Annotated in this window: 18 protein-coding genes and 1 pseudogene; 10 read left to right on the top strand and 9 right to left on the bottom strand. The window is 69.3% G+C overall.

Annotation, left to right across the window (positions count from 1 at the left end; all coding sequences use genetic code 11):
• The first annotated feature begins 227 nt into the window (after positions 1-227).
• A complete protein-coding gene (locus AC4HOU_RS28610; RefSeq protein WP_163817295.1) occupies positions 228-884 on the top strand; it encodes an SRPBCC family protein in 657 nt (218 codons plus the stop codon).
• Positions 884-1285 (top strand): ArsR/SmtB family transcription factor, encoded by a 402-nt coding sequence (locus AC4HOU_RS28605; RefSeq protein WP_194991218.1) that lies wholly within the window; start codon positions 884-886, stop codon positions 1283-1285. The genes AC4HOU_RS28610 and AC4HOU_RS28605 overlap by 1 nt, the downstream gene beginning before the upstream one ends.
• 98 nt (positions 1286-1383) lie before the next feature.
• Here AC4HOU_RS28605 and AC4HOU_RS28600 read toward each other — a convergent pair.
• A pseudogene (locus tag AC4HOU_RS28600) lies at positions 1384-6848 on the bottom strand (ATP-binding protein).
• A 185-nt stretch (positions 6849-7033) separates the two neighbouring features.
• Entirely contained in the window at positions 7034-7711 is a 678-nt protein-coding gene (locus tag AC4HOU_RS28595) for an MBL fold metallo-hydrolase (RefSeq protein WP_490725595.1), read from the bottom strand.
• Positions 7712-7823: 112 nt separating this feature from the next.
• Here AC4HOU_RS28595 and AC4HOU_RS28590 point away from each other — a divergent pair, with 112 nt between their 5' ends.
• Both AC4HOU_RS28590 and AC4HOU_RS28585 read left to right on the top strand, forming a co-directional pair.
• The gene (locus AC4HOU_RS28590; RefSeq protein ID WP_490725594.1) at positions 7824-9803 is read left to right on the top strand and encodes a TPM domain-containing protein; all 1980 of its coding nucleotides are present in this window, start codon (positions 7824-7826) and stop codon (positions 9801-9803) included.
• Between the two features lie 47 nt (positions 9804-9850).
• The gene (locus AC4HOU_RS28585; RefSeq protein ID WP_195021354.1) at positions 9851-10405 is read left to right on the top strand and encodes a MerR family transcriptional regulator; all 555 of its coding nucleotides are present in this window, start codon (positions 9851-9853) and stop codon (positions 10403-10405) included.
• Here AC4HOU_RS28585 and AC4HOU_RS28580 read toward each other — a convergent pair.
• Positions 10327-11613, bottom strand: a complete 1287-nt coding sequence (locus tag AC4HOU_RS28580) for a phthiocerol/phthiodiolone dimycocerosyl transferase family protein (RefSeq protein WP_324197443.1) — start codon at positions 11611-11613, stop codon at positions 10327-10329. The two genes, AC4HOU_RS28585 and AC4HOU_RS28580, sit on opposite strands and share 79 nt — an antisense overlap.
• A gap of 150 nt (positions 11614-11763) precedes the next feature.
• On the opposite strand from AC4HOU_RS28580, the gene AC4HOU_RS28575 reads away from it, so the two are divergent.
• Entirely contained in the window at positions 11764-12372 is a 609-nt protein-coding gene (locus AC4HOU_RS28575) for a TenA family protein (protein ID WP_163817304.1), read from the top strand.
• A gap of 160 nt (positions 12373-12532) precedes the next feature.
• A complete protein-coding gene (locus AC4HOU_RS28570) occupies positions 12533-12673 on the top strand; it encodes a hypothetical protein (protein WP_163817306.1) in 141 nt (46 codons plus the stop codon).
• Positions 12674-12728: 55 nt separating this feature from the next.
• On the opposite strand, the gene AC4HOU_RS28565 is transcribed toward AC4HOU_RS28570, so the two are convergent.
• Positions 12729-14129 (bottom strand): glycine--tRNA ligase, encoded by a 1401-nt coding sequence (locus AC4HOU_RS28565; RefSeq protein WP_175586013.1) that lies wholly within the window; start codon positions 14127-14129, stop codon positions 12729-12731.
• Positions 14130-14315: 186 nt separating this feature from the next.
• On the opposite strand from AC4HOU_RS28565, the gene AC4HOU_RS28560 reads away from it, so the two are divergent.
• Together AC4HOU_RS28560 and AC4HOU_RS28555 are read left to right on the top strand one after the other, a co-directional pair.
• Positions 14316-14666 (top strand): ArsR/SmtB family transcription factor, encoded by a 351-nt coding sequence (locus AC4HOU_RS28560; protein WP_163817310.1) that lies wholly within the window; start codon positions 14316-14318, stop codon positions 14664-14666.
• 2 nt (positions 14667-14668) lie between these two features.
• Entirely contained in the window at positions 14669-15097 is a 429-nt protein-coding gene (locus tag AC4HOU_RS28555; RefSeq protein WP_163817312.1) for a Fur family transcriptional regulator, read from the top strand.
• 79 nt (positions 15098-15176) lie between these two features.
• On the opposite strand, the gene AC4HOU_RS28550 is transcribed toward AC4HOU_RS28555, so the two are convergent.
• Complete coding sequence (locus tag AC4HOU_RS28550) at positions 15177-16151, bottom strand: YhgE/Pip domain-containing protein (RefSeq protein WP_163817314.1); 975 nt, start codon at positions 16149-16151, stop codon at positions 15177-15179.
• A gap of 101 nt (positions 16152-16252) precedes the next feature.
• Between AC4HOU_RS28550 and AC4HOU_RS28545 the strand changes: the two genes are divergently transcribed.
• Complete coding sequence (locus AC4HOU_RS28545; protein ID WP_163817316.1) at positions 16253-16858, top strand: TetR/AcrR family transcriptional regulator; 606 nt, start codon at positions 16253-16255, stop codon at positions 16856-16858.
• Positions 16859-16903: 45 nt separating this feature from the next.
• Here the strand turns inward: AC4HOU_RS28545 and AC4HOU_RS28540 are convergent, their stop codons facing one another.
• The 4 genes from AC4HOU_RS28540 to AC4HOU_RS28525 all read right to left on the bottom strand — a co-directional run bounded on the left by AC4HOU_RS28540 (position 16904) and on the right by AC4HOU_RS28525 (position 19837).
• Positions 16904-17329 carry a YbjN domain-containing protein gene (locus tag AC4HOU_RS28540; protein WP_036534807.1) on the bottom strand — a complete coding sequence of 142 codons (426 nt, stop codon included), beginning with the start codon at positions 17327-17329 and terminating at the stop codon, positions 16904-16906.
• Positions 17326-18147: an isoprenyl transferase gene (locus tag AC4HOU_RS28535; protein ID WP_163817334.1), complete on the bottom strand. Its 822-nt coding sequence runs from the start codon at positions 18145-18147 to the stop codon at positions 17326-17328. Before AC4HOU_RS28535 ends, AC4HOU_RS28540 begins: the two co-directional genes overlap by 4 nt.
• 216 nt (positions 18148-18363) lie before the next feature.
• Positions 18364-19143, bottom strand: a complete 780-nt coding sequence (gene recO / locus AC4HOU_RS28530; RefSeq protein WP_490725593.1) for a DNA repair protein RecO — start codon at positions 19141-19143, stop codon at positions 18364-18366.
• A gap of 91 nt (positions 19144-19234) precedes the next feature.
• Positions 19235-19837 (bottom strand): TetR/AcrR family transcriptional regulator, encoded by a 603-nt coding sequence (locus tag AC4HOU_RS28525; RefSeq protein WP_195021358.1) that lies wholly within the window; start codon positions 19835-19837, stop codon positions 19235-19237.
• A 132-nt stretch (positions 19838-19969) separates the two neighbouring features.
• On the opposite strand from AC4HOU_RS28525, the gene AC4HOU_RS28520 reads away from it, so the two are divergent.
• Positions 19970-20370 (top strand): WXG100 family type VII secretion target (locus AC4HOU_RS28520; protein ID WP_490725592.1); only part of this gene is annotated, 401 nt, incomplete at its 3' end.

Raw genomic sequence — 20370 nt, 5'->3', positions numbered from 1 at the left:
CCGATACATCGATCGAGCCGGTCGGTCCGACTCGATGCGTGAGACATCACCGAGTTCAGCGGTCTCCATCCGTAGCCGATGCCGTGAAGCCATCGATCAGCTACACCCTGGCTACTACCCGGCATCTGCGGACACAAACACCAGCGGCATCATTTTTCCGCGGGTGGGTGACGCGGGCGGACAGCCGGGGTAGCATAAGCTCAAACTTATACAAGGAGGTTGTTGCGATGCCATTGCTCACTGATCCGGTTGCCGTCGCCGGGCTCGTAGTACGCGAGGTTCGAAACGGCGAACGGGACGGCGAACCGACCAAGATCGCCATCGCGCGCCGGAGCTACCCCACCGACCGGGAGGATCTCTGGGACGCGCTGACCAACGCGGAGCGGATTCCACGGTGGTTTCTGCCGGTGACCGGGGAGTTGAAGGTCGGCGGCCGGTATCAGCTGGAGGGGCATGCCGGTGGCGTGGTCGAACGGTGCGACGAGCCGGAGTCCTTCACGCTGACCTGGGAGATGGGTCCGCAGGTGTCGTGGGTGCAGGTCAGCCTCGCCGCCACCGACGCAGGCACACTGCTGCAATTGACGCACGAGGCACCGGTCGATCCGGAGATGTGGAAGCAGTACGGGCCCGGCGCGGTCGGGGTGGGCTGGGATCTGCTGCTGATGGCGCTCGGCCTGCATCTGTCCACGGGAGCGGCGGTCGATCCGGCCGAAGGCCTGGCGTTTCCGACCACGCCGGAGGGCACGGAATTCGTCCGCACCGCCGCCACCGGCTGGGCCGAGGCCGCCGTTGCCGGCGGTGACGATCCGGCCGAGGCGCGCGCGGCCGCCGAGCAGACCATCACCTTCTACACGGTGGAGCCCGAGGAGAATCCCGAATCCTGATGAGCTCGGCCGCAGAAAAGATCTTCGAGGCGCTCGGCGACCCGGTGCGGCGCCGGATCCTCGAACTCGTGGCGGGCGGTGAACAGCCGGCAGGCACGGTCGTCGCCGCCGTCCAGGAGCACACCGCCATCTCCCAGCCCGGCGTCTCCCAGCATCTGAAGGTGCTGCGCGATGCCGGGCTGGTCACCGTGCGGGCCGAGGGCAACCGCAGGCTGTACGCGGTGGATCCGGCGGGTGTTGAGGTGGCCAAGGCGTGGCTGGCCGGGCTGGCCGACCCATTGGCGCAGTTCGCCCAACCGCTCGATGCGTTGGCCACCGAGGTGGCGCGCGGGAAACGGGCACGGCGAAGCGGGACCGCTCGCGCGGACGATTCGGCCGGGCGCGCAACCCGGCCTGCGTGAGTCCGGCCGTCGCGCACGAAACGACGACGGTGGTCGGGCTATGCCAGCCCGACCACCGTTCATCCGTTCAGCCCGGCGCGGATCAGCGGCCGGCCGGATCAGCTCCCGAGGCGCGCCTCGATCGCCTCGATGATGCGCGGGCGCAGTTCGGCGGCACGGATCACCGCGTCCACCGAACCCACCTCGACGGCACGGTGGATGTTGTGCACCTTGTCGAACTCCGCTGCCACATCGCCGAGTTTCTCCGCCCGCACCGAGGACCGGAGCTCATCGAGTTCGGCGGTCAGCTCGGCACGGTCGGTGCCCGCGGCGTTGGCTGCGCGCGTCTCCAGATCCTGGATCCGCGGGTCGGCCGCGGTGCGCGCGTTCACCTCACCGGAGAACACGGCCGCGGCGGCGGGTGCGCCACCGAGCACCGAGGCGAACGAGCCCTCCAGCGCCAGCACCGTCATATTCGGGTTGAGCGCCTTGGAGAACACCACGAATGCGCCGCCGTGATAGCGCGAGATCACGCAGAACACGATCGGCCCACGGAAGTTGACGATCGCGCGACCGATCTCGGCGCCGTACTCCAGCTGCAGTTTGCGCATCGACTCCGGTGAACCGTCGAAGCCGGACAGGTTCGCCAGCACCACCAGCGGGCGATTGCCGCTGGCCGCGTTGATCGCTCGGGCGGCCTTCTTCGACGACCGCGGGAACAGCGTGCCCGCGGTGTAGGTGTCGGGGCCGTCGGTGGACGGGAACCCGCGCCGCGGGATGCCGCGCGACTCGATGCCGAGCAGGCACACCGGGATTCCGCCCAGATGCGCGTCCTGCACGACCGCCGTCTCCGCGTCGGCCATGCCTGCCCAGCGCTCGAGCACCGGGTGGTCCTGGTCGGACAGGGCCCGCATGACCGTGCGGATATCGAAGGGCTTCTTGCGATCCGGGTTGGCGGTGGCGGAGAAGATCTCACCGACGGTGGTGAAATCGCTGTCGGCCATCCGGTGCGGGAAGCCGGAGACGTCGCGATCGAAGGGATCGGTGGTCTGCGCCCGCCGCGGCGCCTGCTCACCCGGTGCGATGTAGGTGTGGTCGTAGTGCGACATCAGGATCTCCTGTGCCGCGGCCAGGTTCGGCGCCCAGTACTGCGCCTGACCGTTGGGACCCATCACCCGGTCGTAACCGCCGATACCGAAGTTGTCCTCGGCCGACACACCGCCGGAGAAGTCCAGCGCCTGCTTGCCGGTGAGCACCATCGCCGAATCCGGCGTCATCACCAGGATGCCCTTGGTGTGCATGAGCATCGTCGCCTCGGCGTTCCAGTACGGCTGCGCACCGACATTGATGCCGGCGACGACGATATTGATCTCACCGCCGTCCTGGGTGAACTCGACGATGCGCTTGAGCGCCGCCGCCACCCAGTCCATGTTCTCGGTACCGGAGGTCATGGAGATCCGGGCACCGGAGGACAGCGCGTACCACTCCAGCGGCACCTGCATCTGTTCGGCCAGATCCAGGGCGGCGATCACCCGGCGGCATTCCGGCTCCGACAGCGCGCCCAGCGATTTGGTCGGATCGCCGAGCAGCACCACCCGGGTGACGCCCTGCGGATGCCGCTCGGTCGGCGCGGTGACCACACCGGCGACGATCGCGGCCTTGTTGCGGCCCTTGGGCCGGTCGACCGGAACCAGGGCGTGGTTGTCGTCGAGGTCGTATTCGACGAAGTCACCGAGCAGGCCGGTGAGCTCGTACGGGTAGACGGTGTTGCGGCTGGCGGCGCGCAGCACCTTCTGCCGGTACTCGTCGATCGGCTCCACCGGGTCGTCGGTGCGTTCGCCGACGGTCACCTTGGTCCAGCCGGGTGCATCGAAACCGATCCGCACGACGATCTTGACCAGCTCGCCGGTCTCCGGGTCGGGCTTGCGGGCGATGAGCAGGATCTCCTCCAGCCCGGCGCCGAAGGTCGTCGGTTCCACGCGCTCGACGATGGTCTGCAGCTCGGCCTGGGTGAGGTCCAGCGGCGGCCAGATGTACATCACGATGCGGTTGGTGTGCAGGCGATTGCCGGAGCCCCGCAGCGATTGCGCCCGCCGGATGCCGTCGACGCAGGCGGCGAGCGTGCTCTCGGCCGTCGGCAGGGCGAGCAGCCTGCCGTCGTGTTCGCGCAGCGCCGCCAGGTCACGGACCTGGGTGAAGGCGATGAGCCGCTCGTCGGAGGGGTTCTCCTTCGCCACGCAGCGGAACAGGTACACCTCTTCGTCGGAGGACGGCAGGCGGGTCAGGTCGAACTTGCGCAGCCGCTTCATCTGCATCCGCTCCGCGATGTACGGATGCAGGCCACGGATCAGCCGTTCCTCGGCCAGACCGGTCGCGGACGGCCGGAAGGTGAAGTGGTGGTGCATCACCGCGCCGCCACTGCCCGCGACGGTGGCCGTGATGCGGTGCACCTGGTTGGGCAGCGGATGCGCGCTGAGCACCTCCTGCAGCGCGGCGGCCATTTCGTCGAAGTCCTCGGGCTGCCGCTCCCAGGACAGGTAGATATCGGCCTCGATGGACGCGGCGCCGGTGGCGAGATCGGCGAGACCACGCAGCACACCGTCGAGGGCGCCGAAGCTCACCGCGGCCGAGACCAGCGTCAGCCCGCGACGCTCGGCGACGACGAAGGTGCAATCGCCCGACTCGTGGGTGCGGACGTCGAGCAGGTCCTTGTTGCCGTAGTAGCGCCGGGTCAGCACCTCGAGCATCACCGTGTTGTCGGCGCTGCCCCGCTCGAGCCGCTGTCCGAGCAGCCGCACGAGCGGTTCGGTGCTGCGCACCATCTCGGCCATCCGCTCGCCGCGGTCGGGCGCGGTGGGATGGGCGTCCAGGTAGCTCAGGTGCTTACGCACGTTGGCGTAGACGCGGGCGCGGTTGCGGCGCAACAGCGGCTGGCCGTACCAGGCGTAGACCAGGCCGCGAGTGAGGTCGGCGATCACCGGGAAACGCACCTGCGTCGCCGCCACCAGCCGCTCCAGCGCCAGGCCCACCGGCTCTCGCAGCGCCGCGTCCGGCACCGGCGCTCGCCGAGCCATTCGCGCAGCAGGGTGGTGATCACCATGACGGTGTCGGACGGACGCTGCTGGGCGAGGAAGATGCGGAACACCGCGGCCTCGAGTTCGGGCGTGCGGTCCAGCTCGGTGACGCCGTAGTGCCCGAGCGCACGGGCCAGCTTGGCGCGGTAGGACTCCGGCAGCCCGGCCCGCTCCACGTCCAGGCTCTGCAGATAGGTGTGGAAGTACTCGCGGGCGCTGTGCACGTGCGCGTGGCCGCCGTCATCGCCCCAGGTGCGGTTGTGGCTCAGCTCGGCGAGGTCGGCGAACACCTCGATCAGCTCGAGCTCCTCGGCGAGCGGCCTGCGGTTGTCGGCGATGGCTTCCCGGCGCGCGGCCAGATAGTCCTGGACGACGCGGCGGTCGTCGTGCGGATCGACGTCGAAGCCGAGCAGCAGGCTGCGCATGTCCTGCTGGCCACGCACCAGCCGCTCGTGCGGCTGGGTGCCGGCCCGGCTGGCCGGCAGGTCCAGCTCCACCGGCTCGTTCGCGGTGGTGTCGGCGGCCTCGGCGTCGTCGGCCAGCGGTTCCAGCCGCAACATGGGCGCACCGGCCTCCACCTGGGTGCCCACCGAGACCGAGCATTCCTTGAGCCGAGCCCGGAACGGCGCGCGCAGCACCGTTTCCATCTTCATGCTCTCCAGCACCAGCACCGGAGCACCGGCCTCGACCTCGTCGCCGACCTGCAGTGGCGTCGCGACGACGAGCGCCGGCGCGGGTGAACGGACGACGCCGCCCTCATCGCGGCTGACCCGGTGGGTCACCCCGTCGACGTCGACCAGGTGGACCGGGCCGTGGGTGCCGGTGACCAGGCGGTAGCGGATGCCGTTGACGACGATCTGCCCGGTGTGCTGGTCGAAGCGTTCGAGGTCGACGTCGGCGGTGCGGATCTCGCTGCCGGCCTCGATGCCGATGCGGAACCGGTGCGCACCGATGCGCGCCACCCGCACCCGGTAGCCGACGCCGCGCAGCTTGAGATCGAGCGGCCTGCCGCTCTCGTGCTGCACCTGCGGACGTCCACCGGAGGCGGTGGACAGCAGCCGGTGCCGCTCGGCGCGCTCTTCTTCCTCATAGGCCTCGATCGCGGCGGCCGCCAGCGCGACGGCGGAGTGCCGCTGCGAGACCAGCCTGCCCTCGCCGCGCACCCGGTCGATCCAGCCGGTGTCGGCGCTGGCGTCGATCACCTCGGGCTGATCGAGCAGGTCGAGCACGAAGCTCTTGTTGGTGGCGCCACCCTCGATGATGACGCGGGTCTGCGAGACCGCGCGACGCAGACGACCGAGCGCCTGCTCGCGATCGCGGCCGTAGGCGATGATCTTGGCGATCATCGAGTCGAAGTCGGCCGGGATGGTGTCGCCCTCGCTGACGCCGGTGTCGACGCGGATGCCCGGGCCGGCCGGCAGATCGAGCAGCGCGATGCGGCCGGGGGCCGGCGCGAAATCGCGGTCCGGATCTTCGGCGTTGAGGCGGGCTTCGATGGCGTGGCCGCGTTCGGCCGGCGGCTCGCCTTCGAGCTTGCCGCCGGAGGCCACGTGCAGCTGCGCGTGCACGAGGTCGAAGCCGGTGGTGTATTCGGTGATCGGGTGCTCGACCTGGAGCCGGGTGTTGACCTCGAGGAAGGCGAACAGCTGGTCGCCGGGGTGGTAGAGGAACTCGACGGTGGCCGCGCCGCGGTAGCCGACGGCGACCGCGAGCCGCTCGGCCGAGGCCTTCAGGTCGGCGGCCTGCTCCGGGCTCAGCACCGGCGAGGCCGATTCCTCGATGATCTTCTGGTTGCGCCGCTGCACCGAGCAGTCGCGCACGCCAAGCGCCCACGCGGTGCCCTGACCGTCGGCGATCACCTGGACCTCGACGTGGCGGGCGCCGGTGACCAGGCGTTCGAGGAAGACGACGCCGCTGCCGAAGGCGCGCGCGGCCTCCTGGCTGGTGCGTTCGTAGGCGTCGACGAGCTCGGCTTCGTCGTTGATCTTCCGGATGCCGCGTCCGCCGCCGCCTGCGGTGGCCTTCAGCATCAGCGGGTAGCCGATCTCGGCCGCGGCCGCCACGGCCGCCTCCACCGACTCGACCGCGCCGCGGCTCCACGGCGCGACCGGCACGCCGACCTCCTCGGCGATGAGCTTCGCGCCGATCTTGTCGCCGAGCTTGCGCATCGCGTCCGGGCTCGGGCCGATGAAGGTGACGCCGATCTGTTCGCACAGTTCGGCGAACGCCGGGTCTTCGGCGACGAAGCCCCAGCCCACCCAGGCGGCGTCGGCCTTGGTCGCCAGCAGGGCGCGTTCGAGGGCCTTCAGATCGAGGTAGGGGCGCGCGGACGCGGGGCCGAGGTCGTAGGTGATATCGGCTTCGCGCACGAACGTGGCGTTGCGGTCGACGTCGGTGTAGAGCGCGACGGTTTCGATCGGCTGCGCGGTAGCCGCGGCCAGATCTCGGACGGCGTGGATGAGGCGCATGGCGGCCTCACCCCGGTTCACGATGGCGATGCGGCTGAACACTCTCGCCGACTCCTTTCCCTTCAGCACGGACCCGGCCGACGGACGGGGTTTCACAGTTGGCCCGTAGTGTGCACGCTCACCCCACGAAAGTGCACAGCGAGCGGAGGTTACCCGCCCGTTTTCTTTCCCGCCGACCGGCTTTTCCGGCCCGGACCGGCGCGCGTCCCCGAACGTTCGGGGGCGAACTACCAGCCCCGCTCCTTCCACTCCCCCAGATGCGGCCGTTCGGCGCCGAGGGTGGTGTCGTCGCCGTGGCCCGGATAGACGACGCTGTCGTCGGGGTAGCGGTCGAAGATTTTGGCGGTGACGTCGGCGTAGAGGGTGGCGAAATCCTGCGGGCTGCGGGTCTTGCCGACTCCACCTGGGAACAGCGAGTCGCCGGTGAACAGGTGGGTCCGCCCGGCGCCGTCGGTGAGGGCGAGCGCGATCGAGCCGGGCGTGTGGCCGGTGAGATGGATGATCTCGAAGTTCAGCCTGCCGATCGTCAGGGTGTCGCCGTCGGCGAGGGTGCCGGTCGGCGTGACCGGCAGCTCGGTCGCGTCGAGGGCGTGCGCGGCGGTCTCGGCCGTGGTGGCGGCGGCGACCTGCGCCAGTGCCTGCCAATGGTCCGGGTGCCGGTGGGTGGTGACGATGTGGCGGACCAGACCGGGCGTCTCCTGGTCGATCAGCTCGATGAGGCGGTCGGCGTCGTTGGCCGCGTCGATGAGCAGGGCGTGGCCGGTGGTGGCGCACTGCACCAGGTAGCTGTTGTTGTCCATCGGGCCGACCGACATCTTGATGATCCGCGCGCCGGGGACCTCGCGCTGCTGAGCGGCCGAGCCGGCGGAGACGTGACCGGTGTAGGTGCTGTCGATGGTGACCACGGTCTCGATGCTATCCCCGGCCGATCCCGATGGCCCGGGTAGTCGAGGAGCACCGAGCGACCCGCGCCCGACCGCGGCCGAAGCGGCGCTGGTGCGCGATAGATTCGACGCCATGGCGCTGCATCGGGTTGGTCGCTGGTCGCTGCTGGTCGTGCTCGGGGTGCTGGTGATATCCGGGCCCGCGGTGCCGGGGTCCGCGCGAGCGGAGGCGCCGACCCGGATGGACACCTTTGTGGTCGATTCGGCGGATGCGCTCGGCGCGGCGGGCTCCGCCGAGGTGCGGGCCGCTGTCGATCGGCTCTACACCGACCACCAGGTGCGGCTGTGGGTGAATTACGTCGGCGATTTCGCCGGGCTGAGTCCGCAGAGCTGGGCCGCGCAGACCGCCGAGCGATCCGGGTTCGGCGACCGCGATCTGCTGCTCGCGGTGGCCGTCGACGATCGCGCCTACGCCTTCGATGGTGAACTGCCCGGCGGCGTCAGCGAATCCGAACTCGACCGCATCCTCACCTCCGACGTCGAAACGGCACTGCGTGACAGCCGCTGGGCCGACGCGGGGGTGGCCGCCGCCGACGGTCTCGGTTCGGCGATGTCCGGTGGCGGCGTCGGCCTGATGCCGGTGCTGATCATCGGGGCACTGATCGTGTGCGCCGTCGCGGCGCTGGTGGCGTTCACGCGGGTGCGGCGGCGCCGGCGCGAACGCGTCGAACTCGAACAGGCCCGAACCATCGATCCCACCGATACCGCCGCGCTGGCGCCGCTGCCGTTACCCGCCTTGCACGCCCGGTCGCGGGAGCTGCTGGTGGATATCGACAATGCGGTGCGCACGAGTTCGGAGGAGCTCGAGTTGGCGACCGGAGAGTTCGGCGAGACCGCCGCCCTCCCGTTCCGTACCGCCGTCGACCAGGCGACAACGGCGCTGGCCCAGGCGTTCGCGATTCGGCAACGACTCGACGACGCCATCCCGGAAACCCCCGACGAGCAGCGTGCCCTGCTGCTCGAGTTGATCGGCACCCTCGGCCGGGCCGATCGCGAACTCGATGAGCAGGTGGCCGCCTTCGACGCGATGCGCGATCTGCTCATCAACGCGGCCGAACGGCTGGACGGATTGACCCGTAATCTGGTCGAACTCACCGGGCGGGCGCCGGCCGCCGACGAGGAACTCAGCCGGCTCGTCGCCGCTCATCCACCGCAGGTGCTCACCTCGATCCGGGACAACGTCGCGATGGCACGCGAGCGCATCGCCTTCGCCGAGACCACTATCGATGCCGGTCGCGAAGCCCTGCGCCGGCCGGTCGGTCAGCAGGGCGGCGCGGTCGCGGCGATCCGGGCCGCGGAAGGCGCGATCGGGCAGGCCCGCACGCTGCTCGACGCCGTCCTGCACGCCGCGACGAATATCGAGCAGGCCCGCGCCGGGCTGCCCGCCGCGCTGGAGGAATTGCGCAACGATCTCGCCGCCGCGGCCGAACTCACCGCCCACGGCGGCCCCGAACTCGCCTCGGCGGCCGCGAACGCACGGACAATTCTCGATGAGGCGCAGAGCGCGGCCGCGAGCGATCCGCTGGGCGCCTTTCACCGCACGCTGTCCGCCGACGCCGAACTCGATCGCGCCCTGGCCCGAGCCGCCGACCGCAAACTCGCCGCCGAGGACCTGCGCCGCCGACTCGACCAAGCCCTGATCGACGCCGACGCCAGGGTGCGCGCGGCCGCCGACTACATCAGCACCCGTCGCGGCGGCGTCGACGCCACCGCCCGCACCCGCCTCGCCGAAGCGCAACGCCACCTCGACGGCGCCACCGGCCTGCGCGACAGCGACCCGGCCACCGCCCTCACCCATGCGCGAACGGCCGCCGACCTCGCCGGCCGCGCCCTGCACGAAGCCCAGAACAGCGTCCGGGCCTGGGAGGCCGGACGCGCACCCTCCGCGGGCTCCCAGGCCGGCGCGGTTCTCGGTGGCATCCTCGTCGAGGGCCTGCTCCGGGGTGCTGTCACCGGTGCGCGGCATCGGGGCGGGTACGGCGGCGGGTACCGTGCGCCCTCGTTCGGTGGGTCGTCGGGCTCGCGGCGGGTCAGCCGGGGCGGGCGCTTCTGAGTTGCCTTGCCCCTCACACCGTGTGAGCCACTACACCGGGACGCGTCATGTTGAGTATCGGAGACTTCGCCAGGCACGGACGGGTGTCGGTGCGCATGCTGCGCCATTACGACGCGCTCGGCTTGCTGCGTCCGGATCGCATCGACCCGGCCACCGGATACCGCTACTACCAGGCCGGTCAGCTGGCGCGATTGAATCGCATCGTCGCGCTGAAGGATCTGGGGTTCACGCTGGAACAGGTGGGCAGAATCCTCGACGGGCAGGTGGACGGCGCGCAACTGCGCGGCATGCTCATCCTGCGCCGGGCCGAACTGGAACAGCGGATCGCGGCCGACCGGGCGCGGCTCGTCCAGATCGAAGCGAGGCTCCGCGTCATCGAGAAGGAGAGCGTCATGCCTCGGGCGGTGGATCGCCGACAACGGATACCGCACGTGCGGCCCCACCCGGGAGGTCACCCTGGTCTATGCCGAGAACACCGCCGAATGGGTCACCGAATTGCAGGAGCCCATAGCCCGCGTCTGATTCATCCGTTCGGGCCGCTCATCGCCGGTGTGCCGCCCGAACGGATCGGGGCGGTGAGTTCGGCTTGTACCCGGTCGTAGAGATGGGCCGGGTCGGGGCCGCCGAGGATGGCTACCGTGAGCCGGGCGGCGAAGGTGTAGGCGAGGAAGGTGACGGCCGCGGACGGGCCGAGGGAGCGGCGCGGGTGCGCCGACAGGTAGACGATCTCGTAGTCGGTGATCCGCACGTCCGCGGGGGTGCGGAAATGCGGGACGACACCGGTGTTGGTGATCGCGATATGGCCGGCGAGCGAGTGGATCCTGTTGTCGCCGAAGTAATCCGGGAAATGCAGCACCGACTGCTGCACGGTTCCGGTCTCCAGGTCGGCGCGCAGTCGCGTCGAGATCTGTTGCGCCAGTTCGACAATGCAGTCGGCGCGGTCGATCTCGGCGGTGAACGCGGCCAGCCCGGCCATGTTGGTTCCCGCCGCGGCGGCTACCGGCGGGTGGAGCCTGGCCCGCAGATCCACCGGATAGAGGCAGCCGAGGGGTATCGCGATACCCGCGCCGACCGTGGCGGCGTAGGCCCGCAGCAGGGCTGCGGTCAGCAACGCGTTGACGGTCACCCGGTGCAGCTTGCTCAGTTCGACGATGCGGGCGGTGGCGGCCGGATCCAGCCGCAGCCGTCGCGGCCGGACCAGAACCGCCTCGCCCGGCCCGTCGTCATCGCCCACCGGGTTCGCCGGCGGCAGCGGCCGGGCCACGTCCTCGAAGCCCGAATGCGCGCACCGCGCGATGCCGTGTTGTTCGGCATACCACTCCAGCGGCATCGGATAGGCGAACGGCCCGCCGACGGTGCGGACGGCCATGATCCGGTCGGTGTAGCAATCCCAGAACCGGGCGAACAATTCGACGCAGTGACCGGCGTCGGCAACCCCATGGTGTACATACATCGTCACGCGTGACCGATCGCCCGATCCGCGGACGACGTCGAGATAGGCCAACTGCTCGGCGGGGTCGAGCCGGTGCGCGGGCATGGTGAGCTCGGCAGGGTCGCCGGTGCGTATCCACGGCTGGACCGCGCCGGAACCGGCAGGCCGCAGTAGATATCCGCGGCCGTACTCGTCGACGCCGATCCGGCAGACCAGCACGGGATAGGCGCTCAGCAGCGTCGCGAACGCGGCACGGAGCGCCGGGATGTCGAGCCGACCGGCCACCGACACCGATCGCCCGGTATAGGTGCCATGCCGGACGAAACGCTGTTCCGACGGCGCCAGCAACCGCACAACTTCACCCGCATCCCACAGCACGCCGCAAGCGTGCGGCAACAGGTGGTTCGCGCGCAAATCCACGGGGCCGGAAAACATTACGGTTCAGCAACGCGACGGGTTCCGGTCACCGAACGGCGTCGGCGCGGCCGCCGTGCGCCGCCGCACCATCGCATGGGCGAGACTGTCGGCATGAGTCTCGCCGCACATCTGGAGCACATCGGCCGGCCGATGGTCGAGGAACAACTGGCGCACCCGACGGTCGCGGGAATCGCGCGGGGCGATCTGCCGGATCCGGTGTTCCGATCCTGGCTGGAGCAGGACTACCTCTACCTGCTCGACTACGTTCGCGTGTTCAGCCGCCTCGCCTGGCAGGCGCCCGCGGCGCATCTGGGCGATCTGGTCGATCTCGCCCATTCGACCTACCACGAAGAACTCGCGCTGCACCGATCCCTGGCCGCGGAGTTCGGCGCCGACCTCGACGGCGCGGTCAAAGGCGAGCCCTGCGCCGCGTATACAACGTTCTTGCTGGACGCCGCCGCCTCCTACGGCGAAGGCCTGGCCGCGCTCTACCCGTGCATGTGGGGCTATTCCACGCTCGGCGCCATCCTCGCGCAGAACCCGCCCGCCGAGCCACGCTATCGCCGTTGGGTGGAGACCTACGCCGATCCCGAATTCGCGGCCCTCACCCGCCGCTGTGCCCGCATGCTCGACGAGACCGGCGTCGACCGATCCGCAGCCGAACACTTCTTCCGCGAGGGCATGCGTCACGAGCTGGCGTTCTGGGACGTCCCGGTCTGAGAGCGGAGCGGTAAGGAGCCTTGGCAGATCCGGCCGGGGCAATTTTTGAAAATGCGGCGTTTCGCTTTGCTCCGGCCGCTAATCTCCCTCACACTCCCGCGGGCGCCTGCCCACAACCGGGAGCGTCGAGCCCCGCTCGACTGCACGATGAGGAGAACACATGCACAAGCACCCCACCAGGACCGACGTCAACACCGGTAGCGCGGCCGGCGGCAACGCCGACGGCGGAGTCCTGGCCTTGCTGATGGGGCTGATCCAGTCCATGTCCACCGGCAGCGGCGCCAGCAGCGGAATCGGCTGACAGACAACGACAAGGGCCGGTTACCGCACCGCGGTAACCGGCCCTTCGGGTCGAATCAGGCGCCCAGCAGGTGCTTGGCCAGATAGCCCTCGACCTGGTCGAGCGCGATCCGCTCCTGCGCCATCGAGTCGCGCTCACGGATCGTCACGGCCTGGTCGTCGAGGGTGTCGAAATCGACGGTGATGCAGAACGGGGTGCCGATCTCATCCTGACGACGGTAGCGCCGCCCGATCGCACCGGCATCGTCGAACTCGACGTTCCAGTACTTACGCAGCTGCGCGGCAAGATCTTTCGCCTTGGGCGTCAGGTCGGCGTTACGCGAGAGCGGCAGCACCGCGGCCTTCACCGGCGAGAGCCTGCGGTCCAGCCGCAGCACCGTGCGGGTATCCACCCCGCCCTTGGCGTTGGGCGCCTCGTCCTCGGCGTAGGCGTCGACCAGGAACGCCATCAGCGAACGGGTCAGACCGGCCGCGGGCTCGATGACGTAGGGGATGTAGCGCTCCTTGGTGTTCTGATCGAAGTAGACCAGATCCGTGCCGGAGTGCTCGGAGTGCGTCTTCAGGTCGTAATCGGTGCGGTTGGCGATGCCCTCGAGCTCGCCCCACTCGCCGCCCTGGAAGCGGAAGCGGTACTCGATATCGGTGGTGCCCGCCGAGTAGTGCGACAGCTTTTCCTTCGGGTGTTCGAACAGCCGCAGGTTGTCCGGGTCGATTCCGAGATCGGTGTACCAGGAGAAGCGGGTGTCGATCCAGTACTTGTGCCATTCGGCGTCTTCACCCGGCTTGACGAAGAACTCCATCTCCATCTGCTCGAACTCGCGGGTGCGGAAGATGAAGTTGCCGGGGGTGATCTCGTTGCGGAAGCTCTTGCCGATCTGGGCGATACCGAACGGCGGCTTCTTACGCGCGGTGGTCATCACGTTGGCGAAGTTGACGAAGATGCCCTGCGCGGTCTCCGGGCGCAGGTAGTGCAGGCCCTCTTCGTCGTCGACCGGGCCGAGGAAGGTCTTGAGCAGGCCGGAGAAATTGCGCGGCTCGGTCCACTTGCCGGGCTGGCCGGTCTCGGGGTCGTTGATGTCGGCGAGGCCGTTGGCCGGCGGGTGGCCGTGCTTTTCCTCGTACGCCTCGAGCAGATGGTCGGCCCGGTAGCGCTTGTGCGTGTGCAGCGATTCGACCAGCGGGTCGGTGAAGGTGGCGACGTGGCCGGAGGCTTCCCAGACCTGACGCGGCAGGATCACCGAGGAGTCGAGGCCGACGACGTCCTCGCGGCTGGTGACCATGGAACGCCACCACTGCTTCTTGATGTTCTCTTTCAGCTCGACGCCGAGCGGACCGTAATCCCAGGCCGACTTGGTGCCTCCGTAGATCTCACCGCACGGGTACACCAGACCCCGGCGCTTGGCGAGGTTGGCAACGGTGTCCACCTTCGACTTGGGTGCCACGCGAGAATTCTCCATCCAGTACGAGTCGGAATCGGGCGGCCGGATCGGGCCCACGCGGCGGATCCGCCTACATTGGATCTGCCGACTGGCTACAGCCTATCGACCCGCCACAACCGGGTTTGCACCACCACGGCATGCCTATTTGACATGCGCAACTATGCATATCAAAATGGGATCGCTTTCCAATAAGGAGATGGTTCCATGACTGCCGACGCGGCCACCGCTCACCCGCACAACCCGTATCGGTCCCCCGCTCCCGCGCCGGTCCCCACCCGGACCATCCTGGAGGATGCCGGAGAGCTGCTGCGCGCACTCGCCGCCCCCGTTCGCATCGCGATCGTGCTACAACTGCGGGAGTCGCCGCGTTGCGTGCACGAGTTGGTCGACGCGCTCGGCGTCACACAGCCGCTGGTCAGCCAGCACCTGCGCATTCTCAAGTCGGCAGGTGTGGTGCACGGCGAACGTTCGGGACGCGAGGTGCTCTACGAACTCGTCGACGACCATCTGGCCCATATCGTCGTCGATGCCGTCGCGCACGTGGAGGAAGGTTGATCGTGTCGGACAAGTTGGTCGTTTCGCAGAAGCCGGTGGGTATCCGCAGTACCCGCCAGCGCAGCGCGATCGCCGCGCTTCTGGGCGATATCGAGGAATTCCGCTCGGCCCAGGAGTTGCACGACGAACTGCGCCGTCGCGGCGAAGGCATCGGCCTGACCACGGTCTACCGCACGCTGCAGTCCCTGGCCGACGCGGGCATGGTGGATGTGCTGCGCACCGACTCCGGCGAATCCATCTACCGGCAGTGCTCGACCGGCCATCACCATCACCTGGTGTGCCGCCGCTGCGGCCGCACCATCGAGGTCGAGGGCCCCACGGTCGAGGCGTGGGCCGAATCGATCGCCGACAAGCACGGTTTCACCGAGATCAGCCACACCCTGGAGATCTTCGGCACCTGCCGATCCTGCGCGGACGAATCGCGCGGCTGAGAATTCCGGCCGACCCTTCGTGATCCAAGACGAGGCCGTCACCGGATGGTCCGGTGACGGCCTCTGACGTGAGTCCCGCTCAGCCCGCCATCGCCGGAACCGGCGCGGAGGCCTGCGCATCGGTGCCACGCCGTTCGCGGACCGCACCGATCCCCAGCAGCCCCACGGCCGCACCGGCCCACACCAGCAGCACCACCAGCGGGCCGGTGGCGCCGGCGCCATCGAAGAAGGCCACCGACCGCAGCAGCGAGGCGGCCGCACCCGGCGGCAACAGCTGGCCGATCGCACCCCACGGCTGCGGCAGCAGCTCGGGCGCCGAGGTCGCGGCGGAGAACGGGTTACCGATCAGCAGCATGGTCAGCGCGGCGATGCCGATGCCCGCGCGGCCGATCACCGTGGCGAGTCCGGCGACGGTGCCGGCCACCGCGAACGACACCAGCCCGGCCACCGCGGACAAGACGAGGTAGTTGCCAGGGATCAGCGACAGCCAGCCCTGCACGATCACCATGCTCAGCAGTCCGCCCGCCACCGCGAAGCTCAGCAGCCCGGCCAGCCGGCCCATCGCCGAGGGCACCAGCAGCGTCAGCAGTACGCCCGCGGCGATGCCCGACATCACCAGCGGCAGCGCCATGGCGCCGAAGCCGACGCCGCGCGGATCATCCGGATCGGCCACGACCAGATCTTCGACCGCGGCCGCCGGAGCACCCGACATCTGCTGGGCGATCTGGGTCAGCTGCTGGGCGACGGCCGGGCTGGCACCGGAGGCGATGAGCACCCGCGGCGCTCCCCCGCCGGTGACGATCGCGCCGTAGACATCGCGGTCGGTGATTGCGGCGCGCGCGGCGTTCTCATCGGCGGTCGTGGTGATGTCGAAGGCGTCGGGATCGTGCGCGGCCAGCCGGTCGGCGACCATCGCCGCCTGCGGGCCCGTCACCGCTACCGGTAGATCCCTCGGCGCCATATTCGCGGCGGGCCACGCGAAGGCGATCAACATCAGCGCTTGGATCAGGGCCGCGCCTGCACCGATGGCCACGGCCCGCTGGGTGACGTTCATGACGTTCTCCTGTAAATCGGAGGTTCGTTCTTTTAGATGGTTCTACGGTCGCAGCACCGCCCGAAGTTGTCAAGAACGGATATTCGTTTTACTTTTGAGGCATGCCTCGAGTCAGCGAAGAACACCTGGAACGCCGCAGGCAGCAGATCATCGCCGCCGCGCAGCGCTGCTTCTCCCGCAAGGGCTTCTACAACACCTCCATGCAGGATGTCTTCGCCGAATCCGGGCTCTCCGCCGGCGCGGTCTACCGCTACTTCAAGAGCAAGGACGAGCTGGTGGCGGCCCTGGCCTCGAATGCGACCGTCGACGTGCGGGCGTTGATGTCCGAGGTGGTGCACCGCGACCCGCTGCCGGTCCCCGCCGAGGTGGCCGAGCATCTACTCGACTGGCTCATGCCACAGACAGGCCCAGAAGGCAGGCTGCGGCTCGCCCCGCAGGCGTGGTCACTGGCGCTGGTCGATCCGGAGGCCGCCGTCTACGTGCGCGGGGCGATGGGCGGAATCCGGGATATGTGGGCGGAGTACATCGGCCGCATGGTCGAGGCCGGTTGGCTACCCGAGGACACCGACATCGAGGCGACCGCCGTCGCGCTGTTCGGCATCCTGCCCGGATTCCTGTTGCAACAGTTGATCATCGGCGATTTCGACCCGAAGGCAGCCGTGCGAGGCGTGGCGACGCTACTGCCGTTCGGCCCCCAGCCACGCTGAACTCGATGCAGGGCAGCAGGCCCGGTTCGGGCCAGCCGGCTCGGCTCAGGGCAGTAGCCCCTGCCGCGCCTGCCCCGCACCCGAGAGCACCAGCAGCAGCATGGTGGCCAGCGCGTGATCGTCGAGGCCTGCGGCGGGAAAGGTGTAGCGCAGCACGATATCGGCGAGCTTGCCGTGCCCGATCACCACGATCGAACCGAACTGCAAGGTGCTGTTGCGTTCGGCGACGCGCTTGTGCAGCTGCGGTTTGAGCGGCCGGTCCCAGGCCAGCACGCAGGTCAGCGTCAGCACATCCAGGCCGGTGGTGAGGTTCACCGCGCCCAGCGAGCACAGCGCGCCCTCGTAGTCGAATCGCAACGATCCGTCGTTGTCGACCCGCACATCGATGTCGTACATCGACAGGCAGGCGCCGGCCCGTGCCTGCAACTCCAGGTCGGGCTCGAGTGCGGAATCCATATCCCCTCCGGTCATTTGGTACCACCGAAGCGGCGATCGCGCTTGGCGTACTCCAGGCAGGCTTCCCACAGGTTGCGCCGGTCGAAATCGGGGAACAGCGTGTCCTGGTAGACGAATTCGGCGTACGCGGACTGCCAGAGCAGGAAGTTCGAACTGCGGAACTCGCCCGACGGACGCAAGAACAGATCCACATCGGGCATATCCGGTTCATCGAGGTAACGAGCGACCGTCGCCTCGTCGACCCGCTCCGGGTCGATCTCCCCCGCCGCCACCCGGCGCGCGATCTCCCGTGCGGCATCGGCGATTTCGGCGCGACCACCGTAGTTGACGCACATGGTGAGCGTCATCACGGTGTTGTCCTTGGTCAGCTCCTGCGCGGTCTCCAGCTCCTTGATCACGCTGCGCCACAGCCGCGGCCTGCGCCCGGCCCAGCGCACCCGGACACCCATCTCGTGCATCTCGTCGCGACGGCGGCGGATGACGTCACGGTTGAAGCCCATCAGGAACCGCACCTCGTCGGGGCTGCGCCGCCAGTTCTCGGTGGAGAACGCGTAGGCCGACAGCCACTTGACACCGATCTCGATACAGCCCTCGACGGTGTCCATGAGCACCGCCTCGCCGCGTTCGTGGCCGGCCGTGCGCGGCAGCCCACGTTCCTGCGCCCAGCGGCCGTTACCGTCCATGACCAGCGCGACGTGGTTGGGCACCAGCTCCGGCGGCAGCTGCGGCGGACGCGCACCGGACGGATGCGGCGACGGCGGGCGAACGGTGCGGGTCGCCCCCGGCCGGTCGGCGTTGCCCGAACCGGCGGAGGGGTCTCGGCGGAGGATCACGGCTCTATCCTGCCCGATGCCCGGATCGCGGTGTCATCGCGTTCGGCGTCTGCCTGAGGGGCGCCGCTACCTCGGCGGTCGCGGCAACCACCGCCGGGCTCGAAGCCGTCGGGCCGAGCCGGGTGAACCGTCCGGGCGCTGCCTTTCCGCCGCGGATCAGGGACCTCCCGAGCCGAGCTGCCGCCGCTCGGGCCGGGGAGAACGACGGCGGTGGCCTCAGCCGACCCGGTCTCCAGAGGCGGCGAATGCGGCACCACTCGTCGGGCGGGACCGCTCGATCAGCGGCAGCGTCCGCAACTGTCGTTCCAGATGCCATTGCAGGTGCGCGGCGATCAGGCCGCTGGCCTGGCGGCGAGTGGCATCGGGGACGGTGTCGACGAAGTCCCATTCGCCGCGGTGCAGGGCGACCATCAGGTCCAGCGCCCCGGGGCCGGGCGTCGCGGCGCCGGGCGGACGGCAGTGCACGCACACCGCGCCGCCCGCCGCCACATGGAAGGCGCGGTGCGGGCCGGGAGTCGCGCATCGGGCGCATTCGTCCAGTGCGGGCGCCCATCCGGCGAAACCCATGGCGCGCAACAGGAAAGCGTCGAGGACCAGTTCGTGCGGGCGCTGCCCGGCGGCGATCGCACGTAGCGCACCCGCGGTGAGAATGTGCAGGCGGGCCGCGGGGGCACGTTCCTCGCCGGCCAGCCGTTCGGCGGTTTCCAGGACCGCGCAGGCGGTGGTGTAGCGGCCGTAATCATCGATGATGCCCGCCGCGTTGGCCTCCACCGTGTGCACCTGGGTGATGGTGTCGAGGTTGCGGCCCGGATGCAGCTGCACGTCGATGTAGGCGAACGGTTCCAGCCGGGCACCGAAGCGCGATTTCGTGCGCCGCACCCCCTTGGCGACCGCACGGACCAGACCGTTCTGCCTGGTCAGCAATGTGACGATGCGATCGGCCTCGCCCAGCTTGTGCTGGCGGAGCACGACGGCATGGTCACGGTACAAACGCACGTGCTCAGTCTTTCACGAATGGGTGACAGGCGGTGTCAGGCATGCGGGTCGCGCCGGGCCGGACGATCGGGGCAACGGTGCGGCCACTGTGTCATCCGGTACGAAGGATGCCTGCGACCAGCAGCATCAGCGATTGCTGGGCCTCGGTCCGCGCGGCGTCCGGATCCTCGGCGTGCGCGACGATCAGACCCGACTCGGCCACCGCGCTCAGGATCAGCTGCGCCAGCACCCGCACCGGGACCTCGGGAATCAGGCCGGCGGCCCGCGCCCGCTCGAGCTGGTCGATGATCACTCCGAGACCGTGTTTGCTCTCGAATTCCCGCCATGCCTGCCAGCCGAGCACCGCGGGAGCGTCGGAGAGGGCGATGCGCGCCATGGCCGGACGGCGGCAGATCTCCAGGAACGTGCCCAGGCCGGTGGCCATGGCCATCAGCAGATCGTCCGGGTCGACCGCCGCGATCGCCCGCGTGATCTCGGCCGTCGCGTCGGTTTCCAGCTGCTCGAGCACCGCGAGGAACAGCCCGCGCTTGTCACCGTAGTGATGATGCAGCGCCCCGCGCGTCACTCCCGCGGCGTTCACCAGTTCCTCCGCCGACGTGCCCGCGAACCCCCGCTCGGTGAACAGCCGCAGTCCGGCCTCCTCCAGAGCCATCCTGGTGGCCCTGGACCGATCCTCCTGACTGCGTCGCGGCATGCTGCCGAGTGAACTCCAGATCAACCGCGATCGGCAACTCGCCCGCGATCGGATGGAACCGAAACCTGATTCGCCACGTCTATGTCTGTGTCGATAGGTTCTTGGCCGAAAACGAGACGGGAGGGCGCCGGGGTGGGAATCGAGATTCCCGAGGCGTTGCAGTGGGCCGCGAAGTATGTCGTGGGGGCCGGTGATTGGCCCGAGGGCGATGAGACCGCGATGCGGCGCATGGCCGACGCCTACAACAGCGCCGCCACCACCCTCGATGATCTCGGTGACGATGCTCAACGCCAGGTCAACCAACTCCTGTCCGCGCTGGACGGGCAGACCGCGGACGCGATCGAGGCGTTCTGGAAAAAACTCGGCAATGACAATGGCGCCCTCGCCGCCCTGACCGGGCTGTTGGAAGACCAGGCCGACCTGGTCGATGACGGCGCCAACGACATCGAACACACCAAACTGATGATCATCGCCCAACTGGTGATCTTCGCCGTCGAAATGGCCGCAGCGCTGGCCGCCATGGCCACCGGTGT

The organism is Nocardia sp. JCM 38205 (assembly GCF_058222935.1).
The sequence above is the reverse complement of the archived record's forward strand: the minus strand, read 5'-3'. Positions and strand labels throughout refer to the sequence as shown.